The sequence below is a fragment of the Nocardia anocheti genome, from assembly GCF_029675105.1.
Lineage (GTDB): Bacteria > Actinomycetota > Actinomycetes > Mycobacteriales > Mycobacteriaceae > Nocardia.
The window spans coordinates 1-19312 of sequence record NZ_JAQQFV010000016.1; the positions used below are offsets into that span (position 1 = coordinate 1).

Genomic DNA, 19312 nt, shown 5'->3' on the forward strand with positions numbered 1-19312 from the left:
AGCGCTTAGCGAGATCTATTGCAACACAGGGGAATAACCCAGCATCGTGGCTACCATGAACCCCATCCGAACCCACCGATGCGTCCTCTACGCCAGACTTAGCGTCACCAAGGAGGAATCCGTCTCGATCGCTCGCCAGCTTCAGTCGTGCCGCAAATACGCTGATGCACGCGGGTGGGAGGTCATCGGCGAGTACATCGATGACGGCGTATCAGCAACCGCCAGCAGACCCGAGAACCGTAAGGGCTGGAGCGCACTGCTCGCCAGCCATGACTTCGACGCGGTGGTGATCTGGAAGGTCGACCGGCTCGCGCGGCGAGTACTGGACTTCCTCCATGCAGACGAAACACTCCAGAAGCGTGGGGCAGGACTCGTCGCCGTCGAGGACCCCATAGATATGACCAGCCCGCAAGGCCGGGCATTCGCGGTCATGCTCGCGGTGTTCGGCGAAATGGAGGCCGAGGCGATCCGAGCTCGCGTCCGTGCCGCACGGGCTCAACTGATCAAGGACCGCCGCTTCGTAGGTGGCGGGATACCGTATGGCTACAGCTCGACGGCGAATCCCTCAGGGCCTGGCCGTGTGCTCGTCAAGAACCCAGACCACGTCGCTTGGCTGACTGAGGCTGTGAGGATGGCCCTTCGCGGTGTCACAGTCAATGCTATTGCGGCATGGCTCACCGAACAAGGCGCTCCGCTTCCCGATCGTGCACGGACGCGGCAGAACGCGGCTAGTACAGCGTGGAACCGGCAGACAGTCGACGGGCTATTGCGTAACCCCATCTTGGCAGGGATGACCCCGCACAATCCAGGCAGGTCGAGGAGTTCCAAGCGCGCGGACCCCTCAGCCGTGGTGCGCGACGAATTTGGCGATCCAGTCGTCAACGAGTCGCTGGCGATCATCACCGCCGAGGAGTTTGCCACACTCCTGCACCTCCTGAACTCTCGCGATGTTCCACAGGCCCGAAAGCGGCGCGACCGACAATCTACGAACCCGTTCCTGTCCCGGATCGCGCGCTGCGACGACTGCGAGGTGTACATGTGCCGAGGGACCAACCAAAGGCGACCGGTGATTTACTGCCCGAGCTGCAGACAGACGCAGAGCCGGGTCACGCTCGACCCGTTTCTCACAAGACGGCTCCTCGATGAACGTGGGAATGAGCCGCTCAACGGCACAACGGTTCGGGAGTGCTGGTCCGCCGCCGGGTTGGACCATTCGGCTCGGCGCGGAGTCTTTCTTACTCAGCTCGAGAGCCTACGTATCCGTCGTGGTGTGGTTGGGCGACACTTCGATGAGGATCGAATCCTGCTGCGATGGCGGTCCTCCGAGCGACACATTGCCGTCGACTCCAGGAGCCTGCCAGCTGTTGCAGTCCATCGGCAATCAAGTACGCCAACCCAAGACTTGTCGGACAGGTGAGGCAGACTGACACCATGTCGGAGACATCCACAGAGCCAGCTCGGACTGAGGCGCCATACCAACTGGACTACGAGCCGGACGGCTCGTCTTTCGTTGCGCGCGAGAACCTGGCCGACATCTTGGAGCGCGAACTTCTCGGTCCGGCGAACGGCAGCAACGAGGTCATCGACACCACCCCCGACCAGGCCTACCTGATCGGCCGTATCGCTCCGGTGCGGATCACCGACCGGGGCATTCCGACCGACCAGGACACCGACGAACCCGACACCGACGTCGGTGACGACCTGGATGCGCAGCAGTCCCGCGGCGTCCCGGTGACCGCGGTGGACGACAGCACCGCCGCGGCCGACGAGGACTCCGGTTCGAACGAGTCGGAGGATGCGGCGCCCAAGCGCGGCCTGGTGATTCCTGCGTCCATGGGGTTGCGGTTCCAGATCCCGGCCGGGCTGGATTCGTTCACCGTGACCGCCTCGTGGGGGCAGTACAACCGAGCGAAGCCTGAGGAACTTGAGCGGGCGGCTGGTGAGCAGCGGGCTCGCAAGACTCCACGTTTCCAGCGCACACCATTCGTCTTTCCGACCCCGATCAAGGTTTCCGATCTCCTCCCGGGGGAGACGAAGGAAGTCCCGCTGCGGGACACCGTGGTGCTGCGCATCGACACCTACGCGGACAACGACCGGCTGCTCGTCGAGGTCGCGCTGTGCAACGACCGGGAGACCGGTCGTCACATCCCCACCGAGGCGTGGCTGTACCAGACGAAACTGGAAGTCGAGGCCGATGGCGCCGACGTGTTCCTGCCGGCATCGGACCCCCTGACCGAGGACCATCAGGAACTGGACGACGACCGTGCCCGGTTGAATCTGCAGTACCGTAAGCATCTCGAGTACGCCGTCGGCCGTACCTGTTCGGTCGACTGGCAGGTCGACACCTGGCCGAAAGAGCAGTGGGACACCGCGACCCGTTCCCCGCGGGCCCGGAAGGTGTGGACCACCTGGCTCCCGGTCACCGAGACACCACAGACCACCGCGGGCGAGGTGCGCGCGCTGCTGGACATGACAAGGCTCGCCGAGGCCACCAAAGGTGAACTGCGAACCGGCCTGGAACCGATCGTGTCCGACTACGCGAAGTGGCTCGACGGTGAGGAGCGACGCGCGAAGAAGCTTCCCGCGCATCTGCGGACGGTGGCCCTCGGGGCCGTCGAGGAAGCCCGCGCGGTGCACCAGCAGCTGGCCGATGGCCTGTTCCACCTGCTCACCGACGACACCGCGCTGCGCTGCTTCCAGTTCATGAACGAGGTGATGGCCGCCCAGCGTATCCACAGCCAGATCGCCGAACGCCGCGCGAAGAAGGAATTCCGCGACGAGAGCATCGACGAGGCGCGCGTGGCGGTCCTGGCCGAGAAGGGCGCGCTGGCCCACTCCTGGCGCACCTTCCAGCTGGCGTTCATCCTCATGCAGCTCCCGATGCTCACCGAGCCCACCATGCCGCGGCGCTCCGGGTCCGCGAGCAACAGCGGACTGGCCACCGCGCAGCTGCTGTTCTTCCCCACCGGCGGCGGCAAGACCGAGGCCTACCTCGGTCTCGCCGCTTACACCTTCGCGGTTCGGCGGCGGCAGGGCGTTGTCGACAGCGACGAAGGACTGTTGAACGGGCTGTCCGGCGTCGCCGTCCTCATGCGCTACACCCTGCGGCTGCTCACCGCGCAGCAGTTCCAGCGCGCGACCGCTCTGGTGTGCGCGGCCGAGGTGGCCCGTCATGCCGATGAGGACACCTGGGGCACCGAACCGTTCCGGATCGGGCTGTGGGTGGGAACCCAGGTCAGCCCGAAATGGTTCGAGGAAGCCCGCGACCAGCTCAGGAACATCAACGACGGCCGCGGCCACCGGCTCACGGTGCTGCAGATCCAGCGCTGCCCGTGGTGCGGCAACAAGATCGACGCCGCGCAGGTGAAAACCGATGAGGTACTGCGCCGGGTACGGGTCTACTGCAGCGACGATCTCGCCGAATGCCCCTTCTCCGAGGGCGGCGCCGTGGACGACGGGCTGCCGGTGCTCACCGTCGACGAAGAGATCTACCGGCTCGCGCCGTCGTTCGTCATCGCCACCGTCGACAAGTTCGCGCGGCTGGCCCGCGAAGGAGAAGCCGCCGCCCTGTTCGGGTACGTGGCCGAACGGTGCGAACGGCACGGCTATGTGCATGCCGACTACAAGCAATGCGCGCTTCAGGACGGCAACAAGCACAACGCCAAGGGCGCCTACCCGGCGGCGGCGCGCCGCCCGGTGGGCCGGCTACGCCCGCCGGACCTGGTCATCCAGGATGAGCTGCACCTGATCACCGGGGCGCTGGGCACCACGGTCGGACTGTTCGAGTCGGCGATCGACGTGATCACCACCTGGCGTTCCCCGGCCGGTCGCCCGGTGCGGCCGCTGCTGGTCGCCTCTACCGCCACCGCGTTCCGGGCTGATGACCAGGTCCGCAAACTGTACGGGCGCGATGTCACCATCTTCCCGCCGCAGGTACTCGACGCGGGTGACACCTTCTTCTCGAAGGAAGAACCGGTGTCGCAGGACAAGCCGGGTCGCCGGTATGTGGGAATCAGCACCACCGGTGTCCGGTTGACCACCGCGGAGATCCGCGTCGCCGAGGTGCTCATGTCCGCTGGACAATTGCTCCTCGACCGGGCCGGCGCCTGCGCCGACCCGTACATGACGCTGGTCGGCTACTTCAGCGCCACCCGGGAGCTGGCGGGCATGGCCCGCTACCTGGGAGACGACATTCAGACGATGCTGCGCAAAGGTCGCCCGTGGTCGCGGCTGCCCCGGCGGTACGGGACCGGTTTCGACCAGCTGCGAACAGCCGAACTGACCTCCCGGGTCGGCAGCGCCGACATCACCAAAGTCCTCGACACCATGGCGGTTTCGTTCGATCCGGCCATGGACGCGACCGGCGCCAAGGGAACCAAACGCGATGCGGTCCCCTACGACGCTGTGCTGGCCACCTCGATGCTGCAGGTCGGTGTCGACGTCACCCGGCTCGGGCTGATGCTGGTCGTCGGACAGCCGAAGAACACCGCCGAATACATTCAGGCGTCCTCCCGCGTCGGCCGAGACCCGAACAGGCCCGGACTGGTGGTGACGCTGGGCAACTGGGCCCGGCCGCGCGACCTGGCCCACTTCGAACAGTTCCGGCACTACCACGAAACCTTCTACGCCAAAGTCGAAGCACTCTCTGTGACTCCGTATTCGACGACCGCGCTCGGACGTGGAGTCGACGGTGTTCTGGTCAGCGCGGCGCGTGTGCGTGCCGCCGCCCGTAAGGACGGGCTCTCACGTGACAGCGGAGCCGGACAGGTCGACGAGGAGCACGAGTACCTGAAGGACCTCATCGGTCAGCTCGTCGAGCGGATGAAACGAGCCGCCCAGGACGACAAAGCCGCCGCACTGGCTGAGACATTGCTCAACAACCGTCTCGACCTGTGGACCAAACGGCGAACCGACCTCATCGCCGGCGGACAGACCCTCAATTACGACAAGAAACCGAACGATCAAGTTGCGACCCTGATGATCAGTCCCGACAACGCCAAGGGGCTGCCTGGTTCCCGCGACATGCCACCGTTCGTTGTCGCCAACTCGATGCGTGAAGTCCAGCCGGAGATCAATCTGCTGGTCAGCCCGCTTCCTGAGCGGCTCGCCTACATCGCCCCCGCATCCGCACCCCAGTGGGAACTGCCCGAGGCGCAGGACTAGGAGCGCACATGACCACCGAAACCCCAACTGCAGGCCCGATCTACGACCATTCGCAGGCCGTGGACCCTTTGGGTGACGTCGAGGAGGCGCAGGAGCAGGGCACCTTGAAGAACCGGGCGAAAGTCGGTTCCGCCCGGCCTTCTACCCTGCTCTATACCTACGGCCCCGGTGCGGTGATGGACTTGCCGAACTTCACGATCATGCCCACCGGACTCGACGAATGGGATCGGATCTGGAATCGCCGCGACGGTATTCGCACCATCCACGCGCCCCGGCTACGCGAAGCAGTGCGCAGGCTGATCAAGGGCGCCCACCGCGATATCGAGCTGCGCTTCTTTCCATGGCAGGCGAGCAAATCCAACTTCGGTAAGGAAGGCAGCGATCTCGGCGTCCCCGCCCGGATCTTCCCGCAGTGGTTGCGCTGCACCAGCTGCGACCGGCTGGGCCCGCTCGGCTACTTCACCTATGTCAACACTCACCCGTTCCGCACCGATCTGGCCCAGTTCGAACACACATGCCGGGGTCGCAAAGGCAGCCACAGAAAGGCGAATACCCATCCGGCCGTGCCTGCCCGGTATCTGCTCGCCTGCGAGGACGGGCATGTCGACGAATTCCCGTACGAACTGTGGGTGCACCGCGGGCGAGGATGCACTGAGGCCGTCCCGGGCACAGCGCCGTTGACCATGAGCGACCGGTCCAGCGGTAAAGGCGCCCTTGCGACCATCAAGTGCGGCGCCTGCGGATTGTCCCGCGCCATGAACGAAGCCCAAGGTGAGTCAGCCAGGGACAAGCTGCCGCGCTGCCGGGGCAGGCACGCCCACCTCGACGCCTTCTATCCCTGCCACAACGAGGTCCGGCTGATGCTGGTCGGCGCATCGAACCTGTGGTTTCCCGCCACCCAGTCGGTGATCGTGATGCCGGAGCAGAAGGAGATGCTCGACGCGGAGATCGCCAGTCGTATCCGGATCGCCCTGGGCGACAAGCTGGCGAAGTACGCGAAGAGCCTCGACTTCGCTCGCGATATCCTGCAAGAGAAAGAGATCGACGTCTCGGGGTATAGCGATGAACGGCTGACACAGCTGATGGACCTCGCGATGGCGCCGCCGGAAGAGTCCGCCTCGGACAAACAGCAAACCCGGTGGGACCCGATCGACCTGCTGGTCCCGGAATGGCGCTACCTGCAAGCCGATCCGCTCGGCGATCGGCATTCCGATCAGCACAGCGGCCTGACCCTGTCCCGGCGCGACCGGCACGCCGATCTGCCGAAGCAGCTCAGCCGGGTGCTGGCGGTGGAATCGTTGCGAAAGGTCAACGCGCTCGTCGGATTCACCCGCATCGACGAGATCGAGCGGGTCGACGACCTGCCCGATCGGATGGTTCCACTGGCGCGGTCGAACCGGCCCACCTGGACAGTAGCCACCGAGGACCGTGGCGAAGGTATCTTCCTGCAGTTCGACGAGATGACCATCGACACCTGGGAACAGCGGGTGCTGAAAAGCGGATTGTGGGCTGCCCTGCGCGCGGCCCACGCCCGCAACTTCTACAACCGCTATTCGGAGACTGCCGCCAAGGATCTCGAACCCGACGACCGGCTGCGTCCGCCCCGCTACTGGCTGCTGCACACCTTCGCCCACGTCCTGATTCGGGAGATGGCGATGACATGTGGCTACAACGCCGCCAGCCTCAGTGAGCGGCTCTATGCCTGGCAGGCGACCGAAACCAGGGAGCCCGCCGCCGGCGTGCTCATCTGCACCACCGCGTCCGACAGCGACGGCACCCTCGGTGGCCTGGTGGAACTGAGCAAGCCCGAGCGGCTCGCCGAGATCGTCGAGCAGGCGCTGCGCCGGGCCCGACGTTGCTCCTCGGACCCGATCTGCGCCACCCGTACCCCGAAGGACCCGGAGGACTTCTTGCACGGCGCCGCCTGCCACTGCTGTGCGATGGCATCGGAAACCTCCTGCGAGCGAGCCAACCGCTTCCTCGATCGTCGCTTCCTTATCGATCTACCGGGAAGCAGCCTTGGTTTCTTCACCCCGACCAGCTGACCCGGCGCGCACGCTGGGCGAACTTCTCACCGGCACCGAGGCCGAGGATCTCGCCGACCGGCTGGCCGCCGGTCATACTCTTGGGTCGGCGCTGCGAGCGCTGGCGCCGAATCGACGCGCGGTCGTCGCGGCTTCGCTCCGGGAATTGGATCCGAAGGCCGTGGTTCCGGTGCTGCGGGCGATCGAGGGTGCGCGAGCTGCGCGTCCGACGGTCGATCCGCTGTGGACGCTGCCTGGGCAGCTGGCTCGGTCCGGTCGTCTCACCAGCGAGGTGACCCGGCTCGTCGACGGTGCTCGTCAATCAGTTATCTGCTCCACCTTCAACTTCCAGCGCTCGTCCGGATTCTGGACCGCGTTGCGGCGTGCGGCGCACCGGCCCGGGGTGTCTGTGCGGGTCTACCTCGACACCCACGCAGCCGACCGGCAGTCGCACAACTGGTCGCCGACTACCGCCGAAGTCGCCGCGCACCTGCACCCTGGCGTCGTCTACCGCACGACTGCCTTCGACGGTGAGTACGTTCGCAATCACGCGAAACTCTTGGTCATCGACCACCGGTTCCTGCTGGTGAGTAGCGCCAACTTCTCGCGAAGCGCCGAACATCGCAATGTCGAGTTCGGTGTGTTCCTCGACAACCCGGCGCTGGCCGAGGCCGTCGAGCGGCAGCTCTTCGCAGTCCAGGATGAGCTGTACACGCTGGTGAGGGCCGATTCCGCTTCCTGACCGTCCGTGCCGATGATGGCGATCTGAGTCGAACAACCATTATTAAGTTGCGAAAATCGCAACCATCGGGCAAGATGATCATCGCAACCACGGGGACACTGAATAACCACCCCGCCAGATCCAGCCGATACGAGTCTGCGGTGACCGCACAGCTCAACTTGTCTGCCATGCAGGTGAAACGACGGCTTCGCATCGCTTTGATCAGCCCCGACGTCCGGCGCCGATGTCGCGCTGCCACATAAGCGCATCAACCGAGATCACAGCTCACTGCCGAAAGCCCTCTTCGCAAACACTCGGCACCATTTTGGAGGAAATCGCAAATGAAGACTTCGATCACCACCGTCCTCACACTGGCTTGCCTCGCCGGTGGCGCGGCAGCCACCGCTCCGGCCACCGCTGACGAGCTCCGCTGGACCGCCGTCGCGGTCTCCCCCGACAACGGCCTGCTCAACAGCGTCAACAACGCCACCGACCTGGAGGCGGCGAAGAACCAGGCCACCACCGACTGCGACCGCAGGATCCCGCCCGCCAGCGGCTCGAGCGCGCCCGCGCACGACTGCCGGATCGTCATGACCTTCGCCAGCGGACAGTGCGGAGCTGTCGCGGTGGGCGATCGCATCTCAAACGGCAAGAAGGTCGGCCGCGTCTACTCCTACTCGGTCGGCAACAGCCTCACCGAGGCGGACTTCGACGCGGTGCTGAAGAACCCCGGACGCGGTGTCGTCGTCTGGTGGTCCCGGTGCCAGCCGTGAGCACCACAGCACCTGATCCCCCGCGGCACTTCACATGCCGCCACTTCTCCGAGGACATCGAGTGACCGACGACTTCACTTCCGCCGCATTGGACATCGACAACGCCGACTCCCAGAAGGCCGGCATTCGCGCCGGCGGCTTTGGCAATTACCTCGCACATCTCGGCGGGGTGCGGCGATGACCGAGCCTTTCGACAAGACCTCCGAACCCCCTACAAACCCGCCGGCCGTATCCACTCCGCCCGCTCCCCCTGCGCTCCACCCCCGCCAGGAGGTGTTCCCGGCGGCTCAGGGTCCGATCCCGACGGCGCCGACCCCACGCGATGTCGCATATCCCCCGCGGCCGATCTCCCCGACATACCCGGCACCGAGCGCACATCCGCCCGTTCACAGCCCGCCGTATCCGCCTGCCCCCAACCCGCCCTATCCGGCAGCGCGCTATCCCGCCCAGCACGGATACGCGGTGCCGCCGGGATACCCGATGCCGATGATCTCGGTAACCCAGAACAACGGGGTCGGTGGCGGGCCGATCCTGGTCCGTCGCGGAACCAACCATGGTCTGCACCTGGTGCTCACCTTGCTCACCTGCGGGCTGTGGCTGCCGGTCTGGATCATCCTCGCCATCTTCGAGGCGATGAATCACAAGTGAGTGTCCGTACACACCAGGGAGAGAATCCATGAATCATTCATCAGCACAGGGGAATTCGATCGCAGCGCGCGGAGTCGTCGCTCGCGGTCTCGGCATCTGCGCGGTCGCCACCGTCGCACTGACCGGTTGTGCGGCCACCGAAGGCACCGACTTCGCCCACACCAGTTCGGCCGCGGCTTCCCCGACGATTGCCACGTCGTCGGCCACACCCACCCCGGTAACGCCGACTACGACCATGGCGTCGGCCACGCCGAGCACGACACTCGCACCGGTCACGACCACCGCGATCATGCCCGCCGTCGTGTGCCTGAACCTGCAGGACGCCCAGGACGCGATTCAGGCCGCCGGGGTGTTCTTCTCCCGCTCGACCGACGCCACCGGCAAGGACCGGGCCCAGATCGTAGACCGCAACTGGATCGTCGTCGCGCAGAACCCGGCGCCGGGCACCGCCTTCGGTGAAGGCGAGGCGGTGCTTTCCGTCGTGAAGAACAGCGAACCGCACCAGTGCTGATCACCGCGCCGGCCCCGATCGACAAACTCGAGGAGACCTCATGACGATTTCCATCGACCACAGCCTGCTGTCGCGACCGCAGGATTCCAGCACCTACCTGGCGTTGAAGACCGTCCAGGGTGGCCGCGCGGTGTACTCCACCCGCGTTCCGCTGCTCGATCTGCCGACGATCCTTCCGGTGCCCGACCCGAACAATGTCGATAAGGACAACCGCAAGGTAGATCGCTTGCACGCCAAGCAGTTCGGTCAGTACCTCGACGCCAAACAGGACTGGGTCGCGCCGACCCTGCTCGCCCGCGACGGTGGCGGGTGTGTGTTCACCCAGGCCGACGACGAAGGCCGGGTCGGCTATCTCACGGTGCCGTGGGCCATCGGTGGCATCGCCACCCTGCGCACCATCGACGGACAGCACCGGGTTCTCGGCGTCTCGATCGAGAAGCAGCGCATCACCGACGGGATCTCGGCCGTCGATCGCGAACTGGCTCGCAAGGTGAGCGTCGATCGGGCCGCCAAGCTCCAGGCCGAACGCGACAAGCTGGTCCGGCAGATGAATCGGCTGAAGCAGGAGTACGTGGGCATCGACATCTACGTCGAGCCCGACCCGATCAAAGCCCAGCAGATGTTCGTCGACGTCGCCGACAATGCCAAAGGCATCAGCAGCGCGGTCCGGGCGCGTTTCGACAACTACAAGGTCGCCAACCGGACGCTGTCCGATGTCATCGATCATCCCTTGTTGAAGGGCCGTGTCGATGCCGAACAGGACCGGATGACGCTGAAGAACCCGAACCTGATGGGCGCCAAGCACGTCGCCGATATCACCCGCGCGGTGATCGCCGGCGCCGGCGGCCGGATCAGCAAGAAGGCTGAGCAGACGCTCACCGATGGTGAGGTCATCGAACAGGTCAAGGACTTTCTCGATGCGATGTCCCTCGGGTTCGCCGATCTCGCCGCGATCACCGAGGAGGACCCGGCAGCATCGGGCAGCGCTGAGTCGCTGTCGCAGCAGCTGCGCCGCACCTCGCTGCTCGGTTCGATTGGCATGTGGCGCGTGCTCGGCGGGGTCTTCCGGGAACTGCGCAGCAGCGCCAACCCCGCTGAGCTGGGTGACATCGCCGAATTCTTCAAGCGCCTGGATCCGCACATGGCGGCCCCTGTCGCCGAGACCAGCCTGTGGCGGAGCTCTGCTGCCGGAGTCGACTTCGAGCAGAACGCGGCGGCGCCGATCATGCGGACCCAGAACATCGTCCATCTGGTCGACGTAGTCGCGAGCTGGTATCAGCGGCCGCCGACCTTGCTGTGAGGCACCGGGTCGCCGACACCGAGCTCCACGTAATGCGCGGCCCGTGGGCCTCGATATGGTCTTCGGCGGCGGCAGCATCGTGGTCGGCAGCAGCGGCCGTGGCAAACGGGCAGCGATGCGATCTCCGTGCCCGGACAAGGGCCAGAGACCGGCAACGAGTTCGCAAGACGTGGAGGTAGATGTGACGCACACCCGGCTGTGGGAAGACAGCACAGCGGCCGACGGGAGCTTGACAGTCCAGGTGTCGGCCCAGCCGGCGATCAATCTCGCGCTCGTCCACAACAGTGTGCCGTTGATCTCGGGTATCTACGTCACGAACTCGTCCGGGTCGGCGGCGATCGACGTCACGGTGACAGTTCGACTGCACGGCAACGGCGCCGAACTCGCGCCGCAGTGGGTTCGTACCTACGACGGCGGTCTCGCCGCCGGAGCCGAGGCGCACTGGGATGATTTCGCCGGATTCGCGCCATCTGTCGGCTATCTGCGCGATCTGAACGAAAGCCATCCGGCGACTCTCAGTGTGACGGTCACCCGGATGTGGGGTCAGGAACTCCACCTGGCTCTCCCCGTGAAGGTGCTCGCACACAACGAATGGTTCAACGCGCCCGCGTTCTACGATTCGCTGGCGGCGTTCGTCCAGCCCAACACCGCCGCGGTGCAGTCGGTGCTCAGCGGCGCCGCCGATCTGCTGCGGTCGCACACCGGAGATGCCTCCATCAGCGGCTATCAAGGGGGACAGGAACGCGCCGCCGCCATCGCGATGGCTATCTACGAGTCGCTGCGCGCCCGCGGCATTGGCTACATCACGCCGCCCGCGTCGTTCGAAGCGACCGGTCAGAAGATCCGGACCAGCGCGCAGGTATTGCAGCAACGCCTGGGCACCTGTATCGACCTGGCGGTCACCTACGCCGCCTGTCTGGAGGCCGCTGGGCTGCGGCCGTTGGTGTGGCTGCTCGACGATCACGCCTTCGCCGGGTTCCTCAGCGGGGAGACAACGCTGCCGAGTCCCTCGCTGACTGAGCGGAACGCCCTGGTCAACCTGGTCGAATCGGGCAGCGTGGTGCCCGTCGAAGCGGTGTACTACGACGGATCGGCGAACGGTTCGTTCACGAACGCGATCGCCCGGGCCCGTCAGCATTTCAGCACACCGGAGAAGCTGGCGGGCACGGTCGGGATCACCGCCGCCCGAAAGAGCGGCGTGCTTCCCTTGCCGAGCTGGGATGACCTGGAACCCGGCGATTCATCGCAAGAGTCTGCCACGAGTCCCATCGACCTCGAGCTGCCCGACGAACTGCGTAGCCGCCAGGAGACCGGCGAAGTCCTCGACCCCACCGATACCGCACCGGCGCGGGTCCGCGCGTGGAAGCGCGCCCTGCTGGATCTGAGTCTGCGCAACCGACTGTTGAACCTCAAGCCGTCGGCACAGGTCATCGACCTGCACATCCCGCGCGACGGACTTGCTGTCCTCGACGACCTGATACATGACGGCGCCGCCCTCACGCTTGTCCCCCACGATGACCTGTCGTCCATCCAGCAACTCCGAGGCGCACGCTCCGCCGCCGACCTCGATCCCGAGTTGCTGCGCACCCGTCTGGCGGACGACCGCCAGATTTTCGCCGCCGTCACTCGCGAGTCCGCCGTTCGCCGTCTGAAGGGTCTCGCCAAAGCCGCGCGTACCTTGCGCGAGGAGACCGGCAGCGCGAACCTGTATCTGACGCTCGGTGCCCTCATCCACCGCGCCCCCAACGGCACCGAAACCAGGGCTCCGCTGTTCCTGCTGCCGGTGCGGATCATCGGTGGGGCGGGGCGCAAGCCCTTTCAGATCGTCGCCGACAGCACCGAGGTCGCCACCCCGAATCGCTGTCTGGTGGAGTGGTTGCGGCTCAAGCACCATGTGACCATCGACGCGCTCGAAGCGCCACAACTCGACGACAGCGGCCTCGACATGACCGCCGTGCTGCGCGGGATCCGAAAGGCACTGGTCGACTACGAACTGGATCTGCGCATCGACGAGGTCGCCACGCTGGCGATCTGCCAGTTCAGCACCTTCGGCATCTGGAAAGACCTCGCCGAAAGCTGGGATACGGTGGAGCGCAGCGCCCTTGTCCGGCACCTGACCCACCATGTCGGGGAGTCCTTCCGCGATCCACACGCCGATGGACCCTTCGGCCTGGACGAGGTGGACGTCGACGAGGCCGATGTCGTGGTTCCGATCCCCGCCGACGGATCACAGCTGCGGGCGATCGCGCTCGCTGCGGCCGGCCGGACCTTCGTCCTCGAAGGCCCGCCGGGAACCGGGAAATCGCAAACGATCACCAACCTCATCGCGCATGCGCTCGGTCTCGGGAAGACGGTGCTGTTCGTCGCGGAAAAGCAAGCAGCCCTCGAGGTCGTGCGGAAACGACTCGACAAGGTGGGGCTGCGGGACTTCACTCTGGACCTGCACGGAAAGAACCAGTCACCGAAGGCGATTCGCGATCAGCTCAAGGCCGCGATCGACAATTCGTCGCACTACAACGAGCGCAGCTGGCAGCTGCGGCTGACCGAATTCCGGGACCGTCTCGCACCGCTGGCGGACTACCCGGGCAAGGTGCACGACCGGAACGCGATCGACCAGTCCCTGTGGAGCGCGTACGAGGAGTACCTCGAGATCGGGCAGGGTCATGTGGGCGATATTCCCCTGTCCTACGTGACACGTCCGCCAGTGGGCTGGGAGGAAGTGAAACGCTGCCTCGAGCTGTTCTCGAGGTCTGCTCGCCAGCTCGAGGTCCGGCAGGGCGTGGCGTGGTCGCTCACCGGAATCATCCCCCCGTATACCGATGCGGGTCAGATCCTCGCCGTGCTGCGCCGGACCGCTGACGCGATGCGCGGCGCGTGCGCCGATGACCGTGTTCGTCGAGTTCTGGAGAGTCTGGACGACCCGGAGCACATCAGCGTTCTCCAGCCCGCCGCCCGACGCCAGATCGGTCGTCCGGTCCCCGACGACGATGCCCTCGCTTGGATGCGCGGTCCGCAATTCGAAGCGCGGCGGCGTGAGCTGTTCGACGAGATCGGGCGACTGCGCCAGGGCTGCGCAGCGATTCTGGCGGTATTCACGCCGATGTTCCTCGAATCAGGTGACGCCGAACGGTTCATCGCCGAGGCCGAGGACAGCGGCAAAGGCGTCTTCGGTAAGAAGAAGCGCGCCGAGCAGTTCCAGCAGAACCTCGCTCCCTTCGCCCGGACCGGCGCGGACCTCACACCGGAGGCGGTACTGCCGCTGCTGCGTGCGATCCCACAGGTGCGCGGGGAACTGGCTCGGACCAAGCACCACGCTGCCCACCTGCTCGGTTATTGGCTTCCGCTGCGATGGAACCCGCTGGCTGATGCCAGTGCTGATGAGTTGCAGACGGTGATCGAATACATCGCGGCCACAGTCGGCTTCGTCGACCGGCACCCGGCCGAATGGTGCTTGCTCGAATCCGTGGACTTCTTGCCGGACAACGGCATCCAGCTGCTCGAAGATGTCCAGCGAGGTTGGCACGATCTGCGCGAGTGCCTCGGCACCACCGACAGCGACCTGGCGCGGTGGCGCGATGGTGACCATTGGGTAGTCGCCTGGGAACGGACACAGCACGAACTGGTCGAGGACGCGGAGCATTTCGGCGCCGGGCGCATCCTCGGTTGGTCGCAGATGTCGAGCTCGCTCAACCCGCTCCGCGATGCCGGGCTGGACGGTCTCATCGAGCAACTTCTCACCGGCGCGATTCCCGCCGCCGAAGCGACCGCGGCGTTCGTCCGGGGAACCGCACAGCGATCGATCGAAGAGCGCAGGCGCTTGAACGGTCTCGACAGTTTTCTGTCGGATCTCCGTGATGGCGAGATCGACGACTTCGTCCGGACCGCAGTGGGATTGCGTGACGAGCAGGTGAAAGCGCTTCCGGCCGAGCTGCTGCGGCGTCGGCCGTTCCAGGCCAACGCGCTCTCCGGCGAGATCGGCGAACTGCGAGGTCAGCTCGAACGGACACGAGCGGGGGCCAGCTTCCGGCAGCTGATGCTTCGATATGCCGATCAGATCCTCGCCGCCACACCGTGTGTGTTCGTCAGCCCGGCTTCACTCGCGCAGTTCATCCCGCCGGGCTCGGCGACATTCGACATCGTCGTGTTCGACGAGGCCTCGCAGGTGCCGGTCGCGCAGGCGATCGGCGCACTGGGTCGCGGTCGTTCGGCGGTCATCGTCGGAGATTCCCAGCAGATGCCACCGACCTCCTTCGGCCAGGTCACCACCGTCGGTGACGACTCCGACGAAGACGACGAGACTACCGCTCCCGAAGACCTCGAGAGCATCCTCACCGAATGCGTCGAGTCCGGGGTTCCCCGGCTGTGGTTGTCGTGGCACTACCGCAGCCAAGACGAATCGCTCATCCGCTTCTCCAACCAGGAGTACTACGAGGGGAAGCTCGCCAGCTTGCCGTCCCCCGGCGGTGACGTCACCGCTGGCGTCGAATGGCGCCGGGTGCCAGGCCATTTCAATCGGGAGAAGCGCCAGGGACTACGCACCAACCGAGTCGAAGCCGAGGCCGTCGTCGAGGAGATCCGCCGCCGCCTTGCCACGCCACACCTTGCCGGGCAGAGCATCGGCGTCGTCACCTTCAATATCCAGCAACGCGACCTGGTCCAAGACCTGCTCGAGTCCTCCGACGACCCTCTGGTTCTCGAACAGCTGCAACCCGATGCCGAGGAGGGCATCTTCGTCAAGAACCTCGAGAACGTTCAAGGTGACGAGCGTGATGTCATCCTGTTCACCGCGGCGTTCTCGGCGAAGCCCGGCGAGTCCCAGCTTCCCCTCAATTTCGGTCCGCTCAGCCGAACCGGTGGCGAGAAGCGGTTCAATGTCGCGATCACCAGGGCACGACGCAAAGTCATCGTCTTCACTTCGTTCGACCCGTCAGATATCGATCTGTCACGAACGACGTCGACCGGTATGAAGCACCTACGCGGCTACCTCGAAATGGCGGCAGGGCACCCCGGCGACAGCGCCAAGGCACAGACCGACTCCTCAGTGGATCCGATCCAGCGAGACCTGTGTTCGGAACTGCGCCGGCGCGGCTTCGAGGTGGAAACGAACTACGGACTCTCCGAATTCGTTCTCGACGTCGTGGTCCGTGAGCCGGGTTGCGATCACTGGCAGGTAGCGATCCTGCTCGACGGCCCGAAGTGGCGAGCCCGGCCGACAGTCACCGACCGCGATCTGACGCCCCGATTGCTGGAAACGATGATGCACTGGGGTTGTTCGGTGCGGGTGTGGCTGCCCGAGTGGATCGACGCGCCCGAGGTTGTGCTGGACCGGATCGAGGCGGCGGTCGATGCCGCGCGCCGACGTCGCCGGCTTCTCGACGAGCAGCTCGAGTCCGCTGTGGCCGCTCGGGCAACCGAAATCGAGCAGGCTAAGGTCGTACCAGCCGCCGAGGACGCCGCACCCACATCCGCCGCGCATTCCGCGATCGTGACCGAGCCGGACGAGCCGGCGCTGCTGGCGAACGCAGCGCCAGTGCACATCACCGAGACCGAGATTGCCTCGGCCACACCATCGACACCGGAAGCGGTTCCGCGGGACTGGCACGGCAAAGCCACCGCCTACCACGAGGCTCCGACTTCGCGCCTTGGCAGCAAGGACGATCTCGAGCGAACGAACTCGCCGTCGATCCGGCACATCGTCACCGAGGCGGTGCGTGTGACCGTCGAGACAGAGGGCCCGATCGAACTGGACCGGCTGGCCCAGAGCATCGGTAGACGCTTCGGCTACGACCGAGTTCCCGCTGTGCGCAAAGACCTCATCATCGACTGCGTTCCCACCGAACTGGTGCACAAGTGCTCGCTGGGAACCTTCGTCTGGCCGCACCAGATCGACCGCCAAGCATGGCGAGGGTTCCGCGCCAACCCTGTGTCGTTGAGCGGGATCGCGCCTGAGGAGATCATCAACGCATTGGTCGCGGGCTGTGGCGCGCGCCAGCTGGACGAGGAAACCCTGATGCGCGAGGCCCTGGCGGCATTCGGGAAGACCAAGCTCAGCGGACCGAGCAGGCAGCGGCTGGAAGCGTGCATCGACCGGGCCGTGCAGAACGGCCGCCTGATCCGGATCGATTCCCTGTTGCGCGCCGGATCCTGACACCGATACACCGGAAGTCCGCAGCAACCAGGAACGGAGAGACAACCGTGGCTCATTGGTCAACGGGCTATGCCGACTTCCACGAGGAGATCTGGGCACCACCACCGGAACCCGCACAGCCGCTACAGCTGCCCTGCGCGGAGTGCGACGCCACCTTCACGGACCTGTACGAACTCCGCGAGCACGTTTTCACCACCCATCCGATCGCACGGCCGGTGCTCGGGTACCGAGGCATGGTGTGCGGTGATGCTCGGCTGCTGGTGCAGCGCCGTACCGTGCCCGGCGACTGGACCGTCTCGCACTGCACTGGTGTTCGTATCGACGGCGCCGAGGTCGAACCGGCCGAACTCGGAACCCGGCTGTCGACCGCCCGCGGCATCGTTGTAGTTCAGATCAGCAACGCGCGATCCAACCGTGTTCACGAATTCGACTTCTCGATCCCGTCGGAGCAGGACTTGCGCGGTGTCGAGGCCGCGGTCGAGGATCTGCTCGACCGCGGCGTGATCACCGCCGGATCGATCAGCGCGTTCTACGACCGCGCGCAGAGTTTCGACAGCGCCCGTAACTACGCAGGCGGAATCGCCGAATACCTGTATTGGTTATCCGGTCGAGGAGCCGGTGTCGACGCGACGACCGCGGCCCGCCACCGCGAGAAACTCAATCGCGCGGCCCAGCTGCTGGGGGATCTTCACCGGCCTGTCGCCTGTGCGATCACCAGCGTGATCTCCTTCCACTTCAATCATTTCGATGAAGCGGCGCATCGGGCGTTGAGTCCCCGCCTCGGCGCCATCGCCGGCCGCCTCGGACGGATGTGGGCTGCCCAGACAGCCCCCGCCGATCAGCTGGCGATCGGCGGCGAGCTCGCCCACCTCGAACAGCTCCTGATGGACGACTACACCGCTGCCGTCGTGGAGCTGTGCGGCGAACCGCTCGACGCGGCCACGAGCGACCATGTCGCAAACTTCGACTACCGCGGCGCCGACCGCTATGACCAGATCAAGGCCGTGCTGTTCGTCGCCGAGCACCACCTCGCGACCGGCGACCCCCGTGCCGGCGGGGCCGTGCGGGCGGCCAGCCAGAATGGTTTCCCCGAGCAGTGGGTGGACTCCCGCCTCGACCTCACCACGAACAAAGGAGCGATGTGGCACGCGGCCACCGCGGAAACGGCAACCACCCCAAGCCCACCGAGGCCCGAAACGCCGCCAGCGGTCGCTCCGACAAGGGTGACTCGGACAGCAACGGCACAGGCAATACGAAGAAGAAACAACAGCGAGGCTCGAAGCGAGCCGATGAGTCTCAGCTCAGAGAACCGCGAGCCGACGGCCGCCCCCGGCCAGGCCTCCCCAGCCACGGGCAGGAGAAACGATTCCTGGGCGACAGCCGCGGCTACGACGAGCTCACCCCCCGTTTTGGCAGACACGACCAGCATGACACCGGCGACCGGGCTCGGCGGCGCCATGGAAACGCACCCAGCGAACAAAACCCAGGAGATGACGCGCACCACCCACACTCGACGAAAGCACCGGCTGGCCGACGCAACACCGACTCCGGTCCCGACCACCGCCCAGCGGCGCGTTCCGAACGAAATCACCACGACCACCAGCCAGTCGAGCGCCGAGAACTGGACTCCGCGGACATCCGACACCCCGCCGTGGAAGACTCGGGACGAGATGCCAGCAGAAAGCCCCAACGAGGTGGACGCAGCTCCCACGCAGGGCGCCGCTACCTCGAAGCACTGGTGGCGAGACCTGTTCGCCAAACGACGGAGGTAATTCGGACAATGTCAGAGGCGCCGAGGTGCGAGACCGCCGCTGCTGCCGAGGCCACCGCGTCCGCACCCGACACAGCGGGCGGTGGCGCTCCACCTCACGTGAAGGAGCCCGACTCGGTTTCAGAAACCGTGACCACACAGCGAGATCCAGATTCAGCGACGGTCGCGATCTCCGGCCCTTTCGATACCGAGGGACTCGGTGACGAGACGGGTCGCCCAGAGGCGTTGTCCGCCGACGCGACTGCGCAGGATT

The 19312-nt window shown here is 65.8% G+C and carries 11 protein-coding genes; 10 read left to right on the forward strand and 1 reads right to left on the reverse strand.

Annotated elements, in window-relative coordinates; translation table 11 throughout:
* The first annotated feature begins 55 nt into the window (after nt 1-55).
* The 6 genes from QC180_RS29505 (at nt 56) to QC180_RS29530 (ending at nt 9329) form a co-directional block, all read left to right on the forward strand.
* Nucleotides 56-1417 (forward strand): recombinase family protein, encoded by a 1362-nt coding sequence (locus QC180_RS29505; RefSeq protein ID WP_278266142.1) that lies wholly within the window; start codon nt 56-58, stop codon nt 1415-1417.
* A 14-nt stretch (nt 1418-1431) separates the two neighbouring features.
* Complete coding sequence (drmA, locus tag QC180_RS29510; RefSeq protein ID WP_278266143.1) at nt 1432-5163, forward strand: DISARM system helicase DrmA; 3732 nt, start codon at nt 1432-1434, stop codon at nt 5161-5163.
* An 8-nt stretch (nt 5164-5171) separates the two neighbouring features.
* A complete protein-coding gene (drmB, locus tag QC180_RS29515) occupies nt 5172-7208 on the forward strand; it encodes a DUF1998 domain-containing protein (protein ID WP_278266144.1) in 2037 nt (678 codons plus the stop codon).
* Entirely contained in the window at nt 7099-7929 is an 831-nt protein-coding gene (drmC, locus tag QC180_RS29520; RefSeq protein WP_278266145.1) for a DISARM system phospholipase D-like protein DrmC, read from the forward strand. Before drmB ends, drmC begins: the two co-directional genes overlap by 110 nt.
* Before the next feature lie 320 nt (nt 7930-8249).
* On the forward strand, nt 8250-8681 hold the full coding sequence (locus tag QC180_RS29525; protein ID WP_278266146.1) for a DUF4189 domain-containing protein: 432 nt from the start codon (nt 8250-8252) through the stop codon (nt 8679-8681).
* Nucleotides 8682-9167: 486 nt separating this feature from the next.
* Nucleotides 9168-9329: a hypothetical protein gene (locus QC180_RS29530; protein ID WP_278266147.1), complete on the forward strand. Its 162-nt coding sequence runs from the start codon at nt 9168-9170 to the stop codon at nt 9327-9329.
* A 33-nt stretch (nt 9330-9362) separates the two neighbouring features.
* Here QC180_RS29530 and QC180_RS29535 read toward each other — a convergent pair whose 3' ends face one another.
* The gene (locus tag QC180_RS29535) at nt 9363-9620 is read right to left on the reverse strand and encodes a hypothetical protein (RefSeq protein ID WP_278266148.1); all 258 of its coding nucleotides are present in this window, start codon (nt 9618-9620) and stop codon (nt 9363-9365) included.
* Here QC180_RS29535 and QC180_RS29540 point away from each other — a divergent pair.
* The 4 genes from QC180_RS29540 to QC180_RS29555 all read left to right on the forward strand — a co-directional run bounded on the left by QC180_RS29540 (nt 9619) and on the right by QC180_RS29555 (nt 19060).
* Nucleotides 9619-9840, forward strand: a complete 222-nt coding sequence (locus QC180_RS29540) for a calcium-binding protein (protein WP_278266149.1) — start codon at nt 9619-9621, stop codon at nt 9838-9840. The two genes, QC180_RS29535 and QC180_RS29540, sit on opposite strands and share 2 nt — an antisense overlap.
* A gap of 40 nt (nt 9841-9880) precedes the next feature.
* Nucleotides 9881-11140 carry a DNA sulfur modification protein DndB gene (locus QC180_RS29545; RefSeq protein WP_278266150.1) on the forward strand — a complete coding sequence of 420 codons (1260 nt, stop codon included), beginning with the start codon at nt 9881-9883 and terminating at the stop codon, nt 11138-11140.
* A gap of 181 nt (nt 11141-11321) precedes the next feature.
* Nucleotides 11322-17288 (forward strand): DUF4011 domain-containing protein, encoded by a 5967-nt coding sequence (locus QC180_RS29550; RefSeq protein WP_278266151.1) that lies wholly within the window; start codon nt 11322-11324, stop codon nt 17286-17288.
* A 47-nt stretch (nt 17289-17335) separates the two neighbouring features.
* The gene (locus QC180_RS29555) at nt 17336-19060 is read left to right on the forward strand and encodes a hypothetical protein (RefSeq protein WP_278266152.1); all 1725 of its coding nucleotides are present in this window, start codon (nt 17336-17338) and stop codon (nt 19058-19060) included.
* Nucleotides 19061-19312 lie beyond the last annotated feature (252 nt).

Bases quoted from the DNA above. Each gene is read 5' to 3' on its own strand.
- QC180_RS29505 (WP_278266142.1), top strand. From the start codon at position 56: ATGAACCCCATCCGAACCCACCGATGCGTCCTCTACGCCAGACTTAGC.
- drmA (WP_278266143.1), top strand. From the start codon at position 1,432: ATGTCGGAGACATCCACAGAGCCAGCTCGGACTGAGGCGCCATACCAA.
- drmB (WP_278266144.1), top strand. From the start codon at position 5,172: ATGACCACCGAAACCCCAACTGCAGGCCCGATCTACGACCATTCGCAG.
- QC180_RS29525 (WP_278266146.1), top strand. From the start codon at position 8,250: ATGAAGACTTCGATCACCACCGTCCTCACACTGGCTTGCCTCGCCGGT.
- QC180_RS29530 (WP_278266147.1), top strand. From the start codon at position 9,168: ATGATCTCGGTAACCCAGAACAACGGGGTCGGTGGCGGGCCGATCCTG.
- QC180_RS29540 (WP_278266149.1), top strand. From the start codon at position 9,619: ATGCCCGCCGTCGTGTGCCTGAACCTGCAGGACGCCCAGGACGCGATT.
- QC180_RS29535 (WP_278266148.1), bottom strand. From the start codon at position 9,620: ATGATCGCGGTGGTCGTGACCGGTGCGAGTGTCGTGCTCGGCGTGGCC.
- QC180_RS29545 (WP_278266150.1), top strand. From the start codon at position 9,881: ATGACGATTTCCATCGACCACAGCCTGCTGTCGCGACCGCAGGATTCC.